14 protein-coding genes are annotated in these 16,038 nt (G+C 34.4%); 7 read left to right on the top strand and 7 right to left on the bottom strand.

Features of this window, described 5'->3' with window-relative positions; all coding sequences use genetic code 11:
- Positions 1–67 precede the first annotated feature (67 nt).
- The gene (locus EKM03_RS13745; RefSeq protein ID WP_126463342.1) at positions 68–1,108 is read left to right on the top strand and encodes a PLP-dependent cysteine synthase family protein; all 1,041 of its coding nucleotides are present in this window, start codon (positions 68–70) and stop codon (positions 1,106–1,108) included.
- Positions 1,109–1,191: 83 nt separating this feature from the next.
- Here EKM03_RS13745 and EKM03_RS13740 read toward each other — a convergent pair whose 3' ends face one another.
- The 3 genes from EKM03_RS13740 to gcvT all read right to left on the bottom strand — a co-directional run bounded on the left by EKM03_RS13740 (position 1,192) and on the right by gcvT (position 5,656).
- Positions 1,192–3,264, bottom strand: a complete 2,073-nt coding sequence (locus EKM03_RS13740) for a hypothetical protein (protein ID WP_126555511.1) — start codon at positions 3,262–3,264, stop codon at positions 1,192–1,194.
- A gap of 537 nt (positions 3,265–3,801) precedes the next feature.
- Positions 3,802–4,515 carry a YebC/PmpR family DNA-binding transcriptional regulator gene (locus EKM03_RS13735; RefSeq protein ID WP_126454832.1) on the bottom strand — a complete coding sequence of 238 codons (714 nt, stop codon included), beginning with the start codon at positions 4,513–4,515 and terminating at the stop codon, positions 3,802–3,804.
- 58 nt (positions 4,516–4,573) lie between these two features.
- The gene (gcvT, locus tag EKM03_RS13730) at positions 4,574–5,656 is read right to left on the bottom strand and encodes a glycine cleavage system aminomethyltransferase GcvT (RefSeq protein ID WP_126740612.1); all 1,083 of its coding nucleotides are present in this window, start codon (positions 5,654–5,656) and stop codon (positions 4,574–4,576) included.
- Positions 5,657–5,942: 286 nt separating this feature from the next.
- Here gcvT and EKM03_RS13725 point away from each other — a divergent pair, with 286 nt between their 5' ends.
- From EKM03_RS13725 to EKM03_RS13715, 3 genes are all read left to right on the top strand, one after another.
- The gene (locus EKM03_RS13725) at positions 5,943–6,797 is read left to right on the top strand and encodes an NAD(P)H-hydrate dehydratase (protein WP_126740611.1); all 855 of its coding nucleotides are present in this window, start codon (positions 5,943–5,945) and stop codon (positions 6,795–6,797) included.
- 272 nt (positions 6,798–7,069) lie between these two features.
- A complete protein-coding gene (locus EKM03_RS13720) occupies positions 7,070–7,864 on the top strand; it encodes a HipA family kinase (RefSeq protein WP_126555523.1) in 795 nt (264 codons plus the stop codon).
- Positions 7,842–8,225 carry a DUF3037 domain-containing protein gene (locus EKM03_RS13715; RefSeq protein WP_126555527.1) on the top strand — a complete coding sequence of 128 codons (384 nt, stop codon included), beginning with the start codon at positions 7,842–7,844 and terminating at the stop codon, positions 8,223–8,225. The genes EKM03_RS13720 and EKM03_RS13715 overlap by 23 nt, the downstream gene beginning before the upstream one ends.
- A 6-nt stretch (positions 8,226–8,231) precedes the next feature.
- Here the strand turns inward: EKM03_RS13715 and EKM03_RS13710 are convergent, their stop codons facing one another.
- Positions 8,232–9,422 (bottom strand): TIGR03862 family flavoprotein, encoded by a 1,191-nt coding sequence (locus EKM03_RS13710; protein WP_126740610.1) that lies wholly within the window; start codon positions 9,420–9,422, stop codon positions 8,232–8,234.
- Between the two features lie 129 nt (positions 9,423–9,551).
- Positions 9,552–11,081, bottom strand: coding sequence for a S10 family peptidase (locus EKM03_RS13705; RefSeq protein WP_126577142.1), 1,530 nt, complete (start codon positions 11,079–11,081; stop codon positions 9,552–9,554).
- A gap of 197 nt (positions 11,082–11,278) precedes the next feature.
- Here EKM03_RS13705 and EKM03_RS13700 point away from each other — a divergent pair, with 197 nt between their 5' ends.
- Positions 11,279–11,824: a hypothetical protein gene (locus EKM03_RS13700; protein ID WP_126463326.1), complete on the top strand. Its 546-nt coding sequence runs from the start codon at positions 11,279–11,281 to the stop codon at positions 11,822–11,824.
- Between the two features lie 191 nt (positions 11,825–12,015).
- Here the strand turns inward: EKM03_RS13700 and EKM03_RS13695 are convergent, their stop codons facing one another.
- Together EKM03_RS13695 and EKM03_RS13690 are read right to left on the bottom strand one after the other, a co-directional pair.
- Positions 12,016–12,411: a response regulator gene (locus EKM03_RS13695; protein ID WP_126555538.1), complete on the bottom strand. Its 396-nt coding sequence runs from the start codon at positions 12,409–12,411 to the stop codon at positions 12,016–12,018.
- On the bottom strand, positions 12,408–15,242 hold the full coding sequence (locus EKM03_RS13690; protein WP_126562031.1) for a PAS domain S-box protein: 2,835 nt from the start codon (positions 15,240–15,242) through the stop codon (positions 12,408–12,410). The genes EKM03_RS13695 and EKM03_RS13690 overlap by 4 nt, the downstream gene beginning before the upstream one ends.
- Before the next feature lie 331 nt (positions 15,243–15,573).
- On the opposite strand from EKM03_RS13690, the gene EKM03_RS15010 reads away from it, so the two are divergent.
- Both EKM03_RS15010 and EKM03_RS13685 read left to right on the top strand, forming a co-directional pair.
- Positions 15,574–15,771, top strand: coding sequence for a hypothetical protein (locus tag EKM03_RS15010; protein ID WP_126562030.1), 198 nt, complete (start codon positions 15,574–15,576; stop codon positions 15,769–15,771).
- A 12-nt stretch (positions 15,772–15,783) separates the two neighbouring features.
- Entirely contained in the window at positions 15,784–16,026 is a 243-nt protein-coding gene (locus EKM03_RS13685; protein ID WP_126463444.1) for a hypothetical protein, read from the top strand.
- Positions 16,027–16,038: the final 12 nt, after the last annotated feature.

Here is a 16,038-nt window from a genome sequence, read left to right as displayed (position 1 = left end):
GCTTTTTTTTGTTAAATTTGTAATTTTCGAGGTGTAATTAGAAATTGCTGCAACTAACTATTTTTTTATGAAAAAAAAAGTAAACGCTTACAATAATGTCTTAGAACTTATAGGTAATACTCCTCTTATTAAGTTAAATAAAGTCACTGAAGAGTTAGAAGGTGCTTTTTATGCAAAAGTAGAAGCTTTTAATCCGGGACATTCCTCCAAAGACAGAATAGCATTGCACATAATTGAAGAAGCTGAAAAGAGAGGCGTTTTATCTCCTGGTGATACTATAATTGAAACAACATCCGGCAATACGGGTTTTAGTTTAGCAATGGTGAGTATTATAAAAGGATATAGCTGTATTTTGGCTGTTAGTTCTAAATCATCTAAAGACAAAATAGACATGCTTCGCAGCTTAGGCGCTAAAGTGTATGTTTGTCCGGCGCATGTTTCTGCTGATGATAAACGTTCGTATTATAATGTTGCCAAACGTTTGCATGAAGAAACGAAAGGCTCGGTGTATATCAACCAATATTTCAATCAGTTGAATGTTGATGCGCATTATAAGTCTACCGGTCCGGAAATTTGGAAGCAAACAAATGGAGCAATCACACACTTAATTGCTTGTAGTGGAACAGGAGGAACTATTTCCGGTACTGCAAAATACTTAAAAGAACAAAATCCAAACATTAGAATTCTTGGAGTCGATGCTTTTGGATCCGTATTAAAAAAGTACCATGAAACTGGAGAATTCGATAATGATGAAATTTATCCGTACCGAATAGAAGGTTTAGGGAAGAACTTAATTCCATCAGCAACGGATTTTGATATTATTGATAAGTTCATGAAAGTAACTGACGAAGAAAGTGCTCATGCGGCTCGAGAAATCACAAGGAAAGAAGGTTTATTTGTAGGATATACTTCAGGAGCTGTTTTGCAAGCCATCAAGCAATATGCTGATGAAGGAGAGTTTGATGTTAACAGTGTTGTTATTGCCATATTTCCAGATCACGGTTCTCGTTATATGAGTAAAGTATTTAGTGATGATTGGATGCATGAACAAGGTTTCTTTGACAGTATAAACCAAGAAGAAGTTCAAAAAATAGAAATGATAAAATAAGTTGAAATTATAAATAAAAAGTCCCATTAGCTTTTGCAAATGGGACTTTTTTATTGATCATATAAAGAAGAATACTTTTTTGGTTAATCCAATAATTCAGGAGTACTAAGTATTAATTCGATTTTTTTAATAGTGATCGTGATCTGGCTCATTTGCAATTCTATGTTTCTAAAAAAGAGACTAATATCTCTGTTGACCCAACTTTCAGAAATAACTCTTGCTCCCAAACTAATTCTTAAAATGGCACTTTCAATTTCAGTAGTATATTTTACATTAACTGCTTGACCAATATGGCATTTTTGGGCAGCAAGCCGAATGATTTCTAATGAAGAACCTTCAAACTGATCCGATAAATCAGTATTTAATAACGTATATAATTTTTTTACGTTATCAACAGATAAAACTTCATTATCTTTAAAAATAAAGAAAGGAAAAATGGTACGGATATTTCGTATTCCAAATTCTTTACTACTGTAACTCTTCGTTTTTGTTTCATCACCATAAATAGGCTGTAAAAAAGTGGCTTCTTTTATGGAATCATCAACAAAATTGCAAAACATCTCAATACCCATATTTCGATATAAAACAGGTGTTTTGTAGTATCTGTCCATTTCAACTACGGCCGCATTCCAGCGCATATAGGAACCATAGTTATACCCATCGGATAATTCATTGGAACAAAACCAAGAAGCCGGCCAATCAGAATGATTGTAATATTGGGTTAAACCTTTGGGTAATGTGTTTTTTACAGAATGTATTAATTTGTTGACACTTTTAGGTAAAATTAATGCACCGCAGTATGGAGGGCCCGTGAAAAATTTACTTCCTGTTATAGTAACAATATACCCTTTGTTTAAATAATTTTGTATGTCTTTTGGATCTAATCTAAGCTGTGAGCCATCTACAATAATCTGAATTGATAAATTTTCAAGTGTATTTAGTTTTTTTATAAATTCGTCACTGGGAGATTGATACCCTAATTTTGATTGGTCCATAGTATGTAACACGATGTGCCTGCCTTGATTTTTGGTCTTGATAACGGCATCAAATACTTCCTTATCTAATTGAGCAGAAGATTTTGATGCGCCATTTTCATCTCGAAAAGGGATTTTAATTAAATCAACCTCTCTAAAGCCTTCAATTTTAGTATCTTTTTTAATTGGATAATTTAGTGCAGTAGTGTTTTCAAAGTGGCATCCCTTTAATGCGGCAGCAACGCCACTACCAGTTTCATCAGAGGCTACCAAAATGTGTGTAATTTCTTTGTCGGAAATAATTTGTGTTATAGCTGCTATTTGCAGCGACGAATCGGTACCTGATGGAGAAAAAATTATTTCACATTCCTCATTTAATTTAAATATTTTTCTAAGGTTATTTTTTAGTAATTCAGAAAACTCGGTAGTAGTATTTTTAAAACTGTTTTTCAAGCTGTTTCTAATTAATATACTTCTCACTTTATCGGTTTTATCAAAAGCAAAATTTGAAACGCTGGACGCCGTAGATGAGGCAAAAGTAAATGCATCAGGTCTTGGGAATGGGCGACATCCGTATTTGTTTAGCAAATGAATTTCGTCGATATTCAATCTAAGATCTCCTCCAGACATTAATAAGTATTCGGTGGGTTTTGCTAGATTTTCAATAATAGGTTTCCAAGATTCTTTGAGTTCAGTATTTAAATTTTTTAAACCATGGAAAGATTGTAGCTCTTCGTTTATTAATGAAGATTCTGTATTTAAATAGGTATCATTTTTGATTAAATTAATTAAAACATAATCAAGATCTTCTAATTTTTCTTTATCATCTTTAGGTAGTAAATTATAAAATATTCGAATCACTTCAAGTGCAGCGATATCGCATAAAACAGCCTCTTTTTTTTCGTTATTCAACGCTTTGTACCATAACTGCCATTCAATACCATATCTTAAATAAACTAGAGCTAAAATAGGTTTGTTCAAAAAGGACGAGCCAATTATAATCGATTTATTGGGTATAATTTTGAAAATAGTAGGCTCACTAGTTGAGGTGATTATATTGATGTTATTTATCTTTGGTACAGTATTAAACCTTTTTAAAATACGCACTAAATAGTTTACATTTTCTTTTTCAAATAAACTGGTTCTTTTATATTGATTTTCAATTAGAATGTTGTTTGTCATATATGTTATAATTTAAAACGTTCCTTAGAACGATATTCTGTATTAGGAATATTTAGTTAATTCACTACACGCATTCAATCAGGGACTACATTCTGCTGAAAATTGTCACAAAAAATAATTTTCCCTTTTATTCTTAATATTCAATGATGGTGCTCTATTTTTAAATAATTATGCTCTCACTTGCTGGCTGTTTCGCTTGTTTTTTGGGCGTCGCATTTATCAAAAAGTAGGCAAATATAAGAAACTTGATATCAGGAAAAAATATATTAAAAATACTCGTTTGCTAAATCTCTTCGTGTTAATTGTAGACCGTGAATTAAACTTATATTCACTAAATAATGGAACTTATATTTTTTAATTAAATATTGTATTTTTTTATTTTTTATTTTTTATTTGAGCACCTGATAAAAAAGGATATGGGATACTCCAGAGGACATTTAAAACAATAAATGACCGAGGCTTAATTTTAAAGTCATACATTTTCAGGCAAAAAAACTCCAGCCGAAGCTAGAGTTTTAGTTATTGTAGAAATTAAGTTTATGCTTCTTCCATAGTATGATACACGTTCATGACATCATCGTCTTCTTCCATTTTTTCAATTAATTTTTCTACATCGGCCATTTCAGCTTCCGATAGTTTTTTAGTAATTTGGGGGATTCTTTCAAATCCGGAAGAAAGAATTTCCAGTCCTCTGTTTTCTAATTCTTTTTGAATGGTTCCAAAACTTCCAAAGGGCGCATATATTAAAATACCATCTTCGTCTTCAAAAACTTCTTCAGCACCAAAATCGATTAACTCTAACTCTAGTTCTTCAGGATCAATTCCGTTTGCCGGGATTCTAAAATTACAGGTGTGATCAAACATAAATTCAACTGAACCTTGTGTTCCCAATGTGCCATTGCATTTGTTAAAATAACTCCTAACATTAGCCACCGTTCTGTTATTATTATCAGTAGCAGTTTCAACCAGAATGGCAATACCATGGGGTGCATATCCTTCAAATAAAACTTCTTTATAATTGGCCGTGTCTTTATCGGTTGCTTTTTTAATGGCGCGTTCCACATTTTCTTTTGGCATATTCACTGCCTTAGAGTTCTGGATCACGGCTCGTAATCTGGAATTGGCATCAGGATTTGGTCCGCCTTCTTTTACGGCCATTACAATATCTTTTCCTATTCTGGTAAATGCTTTGGCCATTGCTGACCAACGTTTCATTTTTCTTCCTTTTCTAAACTCAAACGCTCTTCCCATTTCTATTTCTTATTTTGAACTGCAAAAATACAGTTATTCTAAACTTTATCCAATGATTTTATTTCTTGTAAAAAGGTAATTTTACCACTTTGGCAGGGACGTCATTTTTACGGATTCGGATAAAGATATCGCTTTCCAAAGCACTATTTTCTGAAGTTACATACCCCATTCCTATTCCTTTATTCATTGAAGGTGACATCGTTCCCGAAGTTACAATTCCGATCACATTTCCTGTTGCATCTACAATTTCGTAATCGTGTCTTGGCACCGCACGTTCCTGCATTTCAAAAGCAACCAGTTTTTTAGAAACACCCGCTTCTTTTTGTTTTTTCAGATTTTCTGAATTCGTGAATTCTTTTGTGAACTTTGTAATCCATCCCAAACCAGCTTCCAGTGGCGAAGTCGTGTCATTAATGTCATTTCCGTACAAACAGAAACCCATTTCCAATCGCAACGTGTCACGAGCTGCAAGACCAATTGGCTTGATTCCAAATGCCGCACCTGCTTCAAAAACTTTAGTCCAAATTTGTTCTACTTCTGAATTTTTGCAATAAATTTCAAAACCTCCAGAACCAGTATATCCTGTAGCCGAAATAATTACATCTTTGATACCCGCAAATTCACCCACTTCAAAATGGTAATACGGAATAGCAGATAAATCTTTTGAGGTCAACGACTGCATTGCTTCAACCGCTTTTGGCCCTTGAATTGCCAATAATGAATAATCATTCGAAAGGTTTTTCATCTCCACACCCAAATCATTTTGAGCCGAAATCCAATCCCAATCTTTCTCAATATTCGACGCATTTACTACTAATAAATACTGCTCATCTTTCATTTTATAAACAAGCAAATCATCTACAATTCCACCATCATTATTTGGCAAACAAGAATATTGCGCTTTTCCGATAGTCAAAGTCGAAGCGTCATTTGTAGTTACTTTCTGAATCAAAGCCAATGCATTTGGACCCGTAAGCAGGAATTCACCCATGTGAGAAACGTCAAAAACACCCACGGCATTGCGCACCGTTTCATGTTCCGCATTCACTCCTTCATATAAAATGGGCATATTGTATCCGGCAAACGGTAGCATTTTTGCTCCCAAACTCTCGTGTATGTGCGTAAGCGCAGTATTTTTCATTGTGTTTTTCTATAAAATTTAATTTTGCTAATTTATTGATTTTATTTCGGGTGACAAAGGCAGAGCGGATCAAAGTTTAAAGTTTCAAACGTTTTCGGAACAACACGTACCATATCATTTATCATAAGTTTTTTTAGGAGCTATTTCCTGCTTTTCACTGCAATCTTATTATTCGCCAAAAAAGGCGTATAATAAGGATTTCCGTTATAATCAGGGCTAGGGAATTTCGGTTCAAATAACGAATTTGTATCCTATTAAATTCGTAATTTTAAACAAATAAATTTCCATGACGAATCCTATTTATATTGACCAAAAAGAAATTCTAAAACGCCTCAAACAACCAGACAAACATACCCACAAAGGTATTCAGGGACATGCTTTAATAATTGGCGGAAGTTACGGCAAAATAGGAGCAGTGAGCTTATCCTCTAAAGCGGCTTTGAAAACCGGCTGCGGATTAGTTACCGTTTTCATTCCAAAATGTGGGTACGATATTTTACAAATTTCAATCCCAGAAGTCATGGTTTTAACTGACAATCAGGAGAAATCAATTTCCAATATTACTTTCGACATTACACCACAAGCCATCGGAATTGGTCCTGGATTGGGTCAGGCCGTAGAAACCCAAAATGCGCTGCATCAGTTTTTAAAAACAAATAAAACGCCTTTAGTGATCGATGCCGATGCACTGAATATTTTATCCCAAAACAAAGAATGGTTTTCTTTAGTACCGCCCAAAACAATCTTAACGCCACATCCCAAAGAACTGGAACGATTAATTGGAAAATGGCATTTCGAAGAAGAAAAAATGAATAAAGCAATCTCTTTCTCCAAACAACACGAAATTATAATCGTTATGAAAGGTGCACCCACCCGAATCATTGATGGTAAAACTTTCTACGAAAATACCACCGGAAATGCTGCGCTTGCAACCGCTGGAACGGGTGATGTTTTGACGGGAATGATTACAAGTCTCTTGGCACAAGCCTATGAACCCATTAGTGCCGCAATTCTTGGCGTGTATCTTCACGGATTAACCGCGGATATTGCCTTGCCGGAAACGGGTTGTCAATCTTTTATCGCTTCAGATGTGATTGCGAATATTGGAAAAGCTTTTTTGAGTATAGAAAACTTGGAGTAGTATTTTGTCTTTTACCATTTCATTTTATTTCTTTTCCTTTTGTCATTCCGACGAGGGAGGAATATCATTGTAGTTTCCGGTAATTTTTTTATGAATAGCTAATTTATTCAACTTATTATTGATACAATTTAGCAATAAAAAATATTCTTGATAAGGTTAATTTTTCGTCAGACGGACAGATTGTTAGCAATCATTTTACAAAATAGACACGAAATTCTTCTCACTTATTTGTAAGTTTGTATCCAAGCAAAATTGCTTTATCCAATTTGATTATGGAAAAAACACCCCATCTTAGAACCGTAAATGTTACACGATACATCGCTCCTTTGCGGGAAGGCGGCTCTTTGCCTGCGCTCGCTGAAGCCGATGACGATTTTAAATATGTACTGAAATTCAAAGGTGCCGGACATGGCGTAAAAGCCTTAATTGCCGAATTAATCGGTGGAGAAATTGCTCGTGTATTAAACTTGAAAATGCCGGAACTCGTTTTTGCAAATCTCGACGAAGCTTTTGGCCGCAGTGAAGCCGACGAAGAAATTCAGGACTTGCTTCAAGGGAGTCAGGGTCTGAATTTAGCTTTGCATTATTTATCGGGAGCCATAAATTTTGATCCTGTTGTCACGTTGGTTAACCCAAAACTAGCTTCCCAAATTGTTTGGTTAGATGCTTTTATCACCAATGTGGACAGAACCTTTAGAAACACCAATATGTTGATCTGGCATAAAGAATTATGGCTTATTGATCACGGCGCAAGTCTTTATTTTCATCATTCGTGGACCAATTGGGAAAAGCAAGCACAAAGTCCTTTTGCACTGATTAAAGACCATGTTTTGTTGCCTCAGGCTTCTTTATTAATAGAAACGGATGTAGCATTCAAAAAAATAATGACTGACGATGTATTGCAAAATATCGTGAATCTGATTCCGGAAATATGGCTCCATTGGGAAGATACCTATGAAACTCCGGATGCAATTCGGGAAGTCTATTTTCAGTTTTTAATAACGCGTTTGAACCATTCCGAAATTTTTATAAACGAAGCACAAAATGCAAGAAAAGCACTTATATGAGTATGCCGTAATCCGGGTTGTGCCTAGGGTAGAACGCGAAGAATTCCTCAATGTGGGTATTATTCTGTTTTGTAAAAAAGCAAAATTCATCAAGGTTTTGTATGCAGTAAATGAATCCAAACTCCAAGTTTTTTCGGATGATTTGGATATAGAACAATTGCATTTAAATATACAGGCATTTGCCAAAGTAGCGCATGGCGAAAAATCAGGAGGACCAATAGGACAATTTGATATTCCATCGCGTTTCCGTTGGTTGACAGCACTTCGCAGTTCCGCCATTCAAACCTCAAGACCACATCCAGGATTGTGTGATGATTTAGAACAAACAACACAACGCTTGTTTGAAGAAATGGTGTTGTAATAAAATCTAAGAAAGACTGTTTAAGTGGCGCGCGAGGTGCATTCCCATACTAAAACAAGCTTGCAAGAGATAGCCTCCGGTAGGTGCATCCCAGTCGAGCATTTCACCAATGCAATAATTACTTTTTTTATCTTTTAGTTGAAAATTTTCGTCCACAGCATTCAGTTGGATACCGCCTGTTGTTGATATCGCATCGTTCAATAACGCAGCACCGGTAATTTCGAGGCTTAATTTTTTAATATTTTGAGCCAATAATTCTGGATTCAAGTAGATTTCTTTTGAAAGGTATTTTTTCAAAAGTCCAATTTGAGCGGGACTCAATTTTACTTCTTTCTGTAATGTTTCGCTCGTCTTTTTAAAAGTTGATTTTTTAATTTTTTCAAGCAAATCTTCATGACATAAGGTTGGTTTGAGATCTAGGAAAATTGTAGCTTTTTGTTGACTTTCCAATTCTTCCCGAATGTGTGGACTAAGTGCATAAATAGCATTTCCTTCTAAACCGAAACGTGTGATAACCGCTTCGCCTTTTTGTCTTTTATTCAAACAGCTAATCGCAATATTTTTAAGCGGACTGCCTTCATGTTCCAAGATGAAATCTTCCGGCCAGTTCACCCGATACGCACAATTCGAAGATTGAAAAGCAACGATAGGAATATTTTTCCTTTCAAATAAATCTAGCCAGGCACCATCAGAACCGGTGATCTTCCAGCTACCACCGCCCAGGGCAAAAATGGTATAGTCGGATTTTATTGCTGTATCTGTATTGAAAACGATGTCATCTTTGTTCCTCCAGCCCGTCCAAGTGTGTTGGTATTGAATAGCGACACCTTGCTTAGTCAAAACATCCAGAATTGCGTTGAGTACTGTTATGGGTTTGATGCCACTTTTAGGATATACTCGTTTGCTACTGCCAATATAGGTTGGGATACCGATGGTATCTATCCACTGTCTAAAGTCTTCATTATCAAAATCAAGCAATGCTTTTTCTAAAAAATGAGGTGGTGTATAGCGTGCAATCAATTCAGCAATGGGTTCCGAATGGGTGAGGTTAAATCCCCCTTTTCCGGCCACCAAAAATTTCCTTCCCAGTGTTTTGTTTTTTTCGTAGACTGTAACCTTGAATTTCTCACAATCCAATAATGCAGCCAGTATAAGTGCTGCGGGTCCTCCTCCAATAATTGAAACTGATTTTTTCACGTCACAAAAATAGGTTTTGTTTTACCCATAAATGCCGTTACGTATTTTATATTAGCCAATGTATATGTAAAAAATAAAAAAGGCTGTTCAAAATTATTTTGAACAGCCTTTTTAGAAATTTTTTATCCACTAATATTTTGCCGACTCTCCGGCTTTCGGCAAGGATTGTTTTATAAATTGTCTGATATCCTCGTTGGCAGTTTCTAAATCTACTTTTCTCAAATACATCATGTGTCCACTTCTGTAACCTTTCCAGGACATTCGATCTTTTAGTCTTCCGCTTGGATCCATTTGCCACATGTTGTATTTTGAATTGAAATAATCACAAGCCCCGTCATAATAGCCGGACTGAACCATTACATGCAAATACGGATTTTGAGCCATGGCTTGACGCAGGTTTTCTCCGGTTTTATCATTGGAATCATCCCAAGGCCGCACAGAACCAAACATATTGTATTTGAAATCGGTTTTGTAATTCAAATTATTGCGCAAGTACATATTGATGGCAGGAGTAAAGGAGTGGAGCCAAGAAGTAAGTTCGGCATTAAAATCAGGACTGTCACCAGCGGTTTTACGGTCAATTCCTTTGTAACGAGAATCTAATCTTCCTACGGTAAATCCTTGATCGCGCAACAATTCTTTCCAGAAATAATCATAGGGAACATCTAAATTATTTTGTAAAACCACTTTTTCCGAAAGTCCGGAATAGCGCGCAATTTTGGATGCCATTTCTTTTCTTTTTTGATCGTCCAATGCGCCTCCTTTGCTCATTGCGGGAAGCAGTTCATTTATGGTAAATTCTTCTACTTCAGGCAGCATATCCGTTAAATCTTTGTTCTGTAAATCAGCAGGTAATTTTTTATGGAACCAAGCCGTAGCAGCAAAATAAGGCAGTTTCAGTGCAGCTTCAGAAGCGACTCCACGAGTGATTCCCAATTCAGTTGGCGATACTAAAATAACGCCGTTCAAATACATCCATTCACTGTTTTGTAATTCTAGTGCCAATCCGGAAACACGCGTAGTACCATAACTTTCACCAATGAGATATTTGGGTGAAGCCCAACGATTGGTTCGGGATACAAATCCATTAATCCAATCAGCAAGGTATTTAATGTCGGCATTTACACCAAAGAATTTAGTGGTTGGTATTTCTTTACTTGTCGCTCTTGAATAGGCGGTATTAACAGGATTTACAAAAACAATATCGGCAACATCCAATATCGAATATGGATTTTCCTTGATTCCATAAGGCTGTAACGGATAGCCTTCATCATCAATATTAATTAAAGTGGGACCCGTATAGGCAATCTGCATCCAAACCGAAGCGGAACCTGGACCGCCATTAAAGGAGATGACTAAAGGGCGGGCAGCACGATCTTTTACATCAGAACGCTCATAATACGTGTAAAATAATCCGGCAATTGCTTTTCCATCCTCATCCCAAACCGGCATCGTCCCAGTGGTGGCTTTGTAAGGCACTTTTTGACCTTTGATAGTTGTGCTGTGTTCTGTTATGACCTGCGAATCCGGATTGAAAATAAGATTTGCAGCTGAATATTCTTCTTTTGGAGCAGGAGTAGCTGCTGGTGTTTTTGATGGTTGGGCATGCATTGTCGTAAAAAATCCAACTAAGAGCAACGATAGTACTGTTTTTTTCATAAAGAGATCGGTTTGAGGTGTTTTTAACAACAATTTTTTGATAAAATTTAATTTCACTAATGTATTGTTTTTTATTGGAGCATCTATAAAAGAATGCAAAATTGTGATTTTAATGCGTTTGACCTGTCATTCAAGCACCTGGAATAGGAATCAAATAACTGTTGTGTTTGCCCTGATTTTCTGATTACCTTTGCATCATGGATAAAATTTTTCGTCCCAACCCTAATTCTTTCAAAAATACTTTCTGCGTATTTGATGAAATTTCTATTGATGCTATAAATGGATTGAAAATTCAGTATGACAGCAAATCGGGCAGTAAATATTATTATACTAAAACGGGAATGTATCGGTTGTCCAATCATTGGGGACGATTAGCTAATAGCAAATGGCGATTAGAACCTTTAGAACCAGAAACAATTTCTAAAATTAAATTGGGTTATGCTTCTTGGGATCGTTTTTATCCAGATAATGCTATAGAAGAACTCTATTATTTAGAAGCAAATTATCTAAAGAAAACAGTCAATTACCAACACAGAAATAATCCAAAGTATGATAAAAAAGCGATCTTGAGAACCAGTTTTGAAACCACTAAACGCATCAAGCAGATCCGGAATTTATTCAATCTGACTTCGTGGGCTAACTATTTTGATTGCGACGATATTGATCTTTTGAGAGAGAAAATTATCAATCAATTAATTTTTACCACTAAAACGTTAGAGGAAATAAAAAAAGAATTTATTTGATGCCAGCCACGGAATCATCTGAAAAATATTGATTTTTCGCCTTTTAAGTAATAACCATGGTATAATGTCGTGTTTTAAAATCAGGATAAAATTATGTAACAATCTGATTTAAAGTCGTTTTACTTAAAGTTAATTCTTTTGACTTTACGACTTTTAAACTTTCGACTTACTTAATAGACTGCTTCGTGTTTTTAATCACATAAAGAAATCAATAATAAATCATTAGTAGTGATAGGTTTAGACAGGTATCCCAGAATATTTTCATATGATTTAGATTTGTTTTTATCTTCAACTGCAATGGAGGAACTCACGATATACACAATGATTTGTTTATCAAATAAAGGTTTTATAAGTCCCATTTCTTCCATAAATTCCCAGCCGTCCATTATTGGCATATTAATATCCAATAAAATGATATCCGGAAGTGCAGCATTATTTTCTACAGCAATATGAAGATGGTCAATTGCTTCTTTTCCATTTTTGAATGATGAAACCCTCGAAAATATTTCGGACCTTTGAATTATTTTATTTACGATAATTTGGTAAATGGCATCATCATCGACTATCCAGATTGCTTTTTTTGTCATTGAATATAGATTTTAAATGTTGTTCCAATATCGGGTTCACTTTCCACGGTGATATTTCCTCCCATAGCATCAATTTTATTTTTAGTAATAAACAATCCAATTCCTTTTGAATCAGAATTAGGGGTAAAGGTCTTGTACATTCCAAAAATTTTATCGGCATTTTTAACCAGATCAATCCCAATGCCGTTATCCGAAATTTGAAGGACTTTCATCTCGTTTTCTATAACCAAAGTAATTTTTATGATGGGTTTTCGCGAGGGATGTCTGTAACGAATAGAATTTGAAATAATATTATAAAGTATGCTTTCCAGATAAGCCGGATTATAATTTATCATTATTTGATCTGAAATGGCTGAAATAATAGTGACTTCATGGGCCATAATTTGTTCCGAAAGTACATTTTGTGTTATCTGAATGTACTGTTTTAGGTTCAAAGGTTCGGATACTAAACCAATATTTGTGCTTATGTTTACGACTTCATTCAGGTGTAACATGGTTTCGTTCAGCGAACTAGAGACTGTTTTTAAAAGCTCCATCATTTCTGCTCTTTCTTCTTCGGATTCTGAGGAGGTGATTAATCCTATAATTGAAGTAATATTGCTAGTATGTGATCTTAAGTTATGAGAAACGATATAGGAAAAATTCAGCAATCTTTTATTTTGTTCCGTAACAAGAGTAAAGGATGATTTCAACTCTTTTTCAGCTTCTTTTGTTTTAGTAATATCAATCATAATGCCTTGTAATCTTGCTACTTTACCATTTTCAATGACAACATTTGCGATGTCACGCAGCCAAACTACATCCCCATTTTTGGCAACCATCCGATACTCAAAATCAAGGTCTGCCTTGTCATTTATTTGTATAGTACAATAATTCTGAACCCATTCACTATCTTCTAAATAGAGATGGTCACTCCAAAAAGTAGGGCTTTTAAGCCATTCTTCAGGGGTATAACCTAATATGTTTTCAACTTTCTGACTAATGAATTTAAAAGTAAGATCAGTAACACCGCATTCCCAAACAATTCCGTCAATGGTATTGATCAGCGATTTAATTCTTTGTTGGGAATCTATAATTATTTTTTCAGAGTATTTACGATCAGTAATGTCTTGTGTGGAAACAATGATTCGTTCAAATGTTTTTTCATAACCACGAATAACATTCCATCTTAAGTTAATGTCCCGTAATTTGCCTTCTGAATCTTTTATTACGGTTTCAATAATAAATTGTTTGTTATATTGAGTAATTGAGACCAAATTTTTTATGAAATCTTCTCTGGACTTCATATTAAACAATTCTCCTTTAATACTTATTAATTCCTCTAATGAGGAAACCTTATAAAGCAACAAGTTAGCTTTGTTAACATTGATAACTTTAATTAAAGAATGACATTTGTCAACAACTGCGGGATTATTGTTGAAATATTCTGTTACCTTTTCTTTGTTTTCTCCAAACAAATTTAATTCCTCCAGATATTTTTTAACATCTAAAAAATCCTCTTCTCTAAGAGGTAATGGAGAGTCCAGAAAAAGGCTTTTGAACCGGTCTTCACTTTTTTTGATTAATTGCTCCGCTTCTTTTTTTATTGAAATATCCTCTATAATAGCGATATTAGTGGATGCTATTTTATTTTTTTTATAGAGTGCTGATACCGTAAGATTGACCCAAAGAATAGTACCAGATTTTGTAAAATACCGTTTTTCCACTGAATACTCAGTAATTTCACCATTCCGGAGTTTTTCAAGTTTTATTAAATCTTGTTCTAAATCATCGGGGTGCGTTACTGATTGGAAATTTAAGTGTTTCATTTCCTTTTCAGAATATCCTAATAATTGGCAATATTGGTTATTGATTTCAATAAAATTACCGGTTAAGGAATTTATGTGCGCTATTCCTACAGGTGCCTGATCAAATATGGCTTCAAATTTTATTTCAGAATTCAATAATTTTATGGCCTGAGTATTTACAAGAGACAGCAATTCTTTTGGTATTTTCAGCACTATAAATAGTAAAACACCAAAAAGCGCAGCAAAAAACACACCAATAATTCCAGGAATTAAAATTTGAGGATAGAGGTAATTCTCGTGTTTTGATATCAGATATAATTTCCAGTTGCCATCCGGAATAGAAGTTGAAATAGTATAATTTTTTGAAAATTCAGTTCTAATGGGCAAATAGAAAATTTCTTTTTCATTATCAAATTTTGAAAACTGGAAGTAATATTTAGAATCATCAATATCTGTTATCCCTGAAGTTTCTAAAAAAGTTTCTAATGTAATGATAATGGCTGAAAATCCCCAAAATTTATTGTTTTCAAATACTGGAAACCGTCCTATAATTCCCATTCCGCCTTGTTTTAATTTCAAAGGCCCGTCAAAATACATTTTTTGGGTTTTTATAGATTTTAAAGATTCCTTTTTTTGATGGGGTGCTGTTAAAACATTTAATTCTAAGGATGCTTCATTTCCTTTTAAAGGATAGATGTACTTAATTATTCCATTAGGAATCAGCAAAATTGCACTGATGTTGGTATTTGTTTCAATCAGTTTTTTACTTACGGAATCAAAATTTTCAGGAACACCTTTGTCATTGATGGTCAGTGCTAATGTTAACGTTGAAGTGTAACAGTTTTTAAGCGATTGATGAATGTTTTGACGAACAAAATGAAGAATAGTATTCATTTCGCGTTGTTCATCTTCTTTTATTAGTTGGTATTGCTGCCAAACGATGAAACCAGTGAGACAACTTAAAATGAGAAATGTCATGAAGCCCATTGTCCTGGGCTTGTCTATAAACCATCGGATGAATTTATTATGTTTTTTTTTAGACATTATGTAGTATTTTTAGTAGGTTTTTGGGGCAATATCATTAAAAAAATAAATATATAAAAAATAAAGATTAAAGTATATTTTTTTTTTGGATTTAGTTGCAGTATCAATTTTTGTGTTTTATATATTTTTTAGTGTATTTACAGTATTTGCCTCATAATCTTTGATATCAAAAAAAATGATTTTCGCAAAAAAAAAGTACACTACGGAGAAGATATTTCAAAGCCCATTTGAAAATTTAAAGCGTAAAGTAGCCTGTTGACAATTAAAAGAAGCACTATCAAACTAAAAACAATTTTAATTTCAATAATTAAACCGAACTTTGCAGTAGTTTTTGAATCGAAAAATTGATTCAACATTTGATAATTTAGAGCGCAAGAGCATGAGTAGAAATAACGAAAGAAATATTAAAAAACACAACGATAAGTTGCACAAAGCGCAGGATAAATTAAAACAAGCTGAAATGCTGCGCAAGGAAAAACTAAAGCAAATCACTAAAAAATTTAATGAAGATAAGGCTTCAGAAAAATAATGTAACTACATCATGGAAAAAAATAAATTTAGCGAAGTAAAAAGTGGCGTTCAGCAAATAATAGATTTTATTGCTAAAAAAAATGCCCGGGAAGCCAATACTAAATTAGCAGAAGTTAGCGAGCAATTAGATGAACTCCTGGATTTTGCCGAAGAGGATGAAGACCTAATGGAGATAAGCCGCTATCAAGTCTTGTTGAACCAGTTGCATCAAAAAATAGTAGGGTTAAATGGACAGGCAACCGAATCCATTTAGACGAATTTTATC

Origin of the sequence: Flavobacterium sp. GSP6 (assembly GCF_003984855.1) — a bacterium.
GTDB lineage: Bacteria > Bacteroidota > Bacteroidia > Flavobacteriales > Flavobacteriaceae > Flavobacterium.
This window is presented reverse-complemented; position numbering and strand designations above follow the sequence as displayed.

Coding starts and splice junctions, on each gene's coding strand:
- EKM03_RS13745 (WP_126463342.1), top strand. CDS start 68: ATGAAAAAAAAAGTAAACGCTTACAATAATGTCTTAGAACTTATAGGT.
- EKM03_RS13740 (WP_126555511.1), bottom strand. CDS start 3,264: ATGACAAACAACATTCTAATTGAAAATCAATATAAAAGAACCAGTTTA.
- EKM03_RS13735 (WP_126454832.1), bottom strand. CDS start 4,515: ATGGGAAGAGCGTTTGAGTTTAGAAAAGGAAGAAAAATGAAACGTTGG.
- gcvT (WP_126740612.1), bottom strand. CDS start 5,656: ATGAAAAATACTGCGCTTACGCACATACACGAGAGTTTGGGAGCAAAA.
- EKM03_RS13725 (WP_126740611.1), top strand. CDS start 5,943: ATGACGAATCCTATTTATATTGACCAAAAAGAAATTCTAAAACGCCTC.
- EKM03_RS13720 (WP_126555523.1), top strand. CDS start 7,070: ATGGAAAAAACACCCCATCTTAGAACCGTAAATGTTACACGATACATC.
- EKM03_RS13715 (WP_126555527.1), top strand. CDS start 7,842: ATGCAAGAAAAGCACTTATATGAGTATGCCGTAATCCGGGTTGTGCCT.
- EKM03_RS13705 (WP_126577142.1), bottom strand. CDS start 11,081: ATGAAAAAAACAGTACTATCGTTGCTCTTAGTTGGATTTTTTACGACA.
- EKM03_RS13700 (WP_126463326.1), top strand. CDS start 11,279: ATGGATAAAATTTTTCGTCCCAACCCTAATTCTTTCAAAAATACTTTC.
- EKM03_RS13695 (WP_126555538.1), bottom strand. CDS start 12,411: ATGACAAAAAAAGCAATCTGGATAGTCGATGATGATGCCATTTACCAA.
- EKM03_RS13690 (WP_126562031.1), bottom strand. CDS start 15,242: ATGTCTAAAAAAAAACATAATAAATTCATCCGATGGTTTATAGACAAG.
- EKM03_RS13685 (WP_126463444.1), top strand. CDS start 15,784: ATGGAAAAAAATAAATTTAGCGAAGTAAAAAGTGGCGTTCAGCAAATA.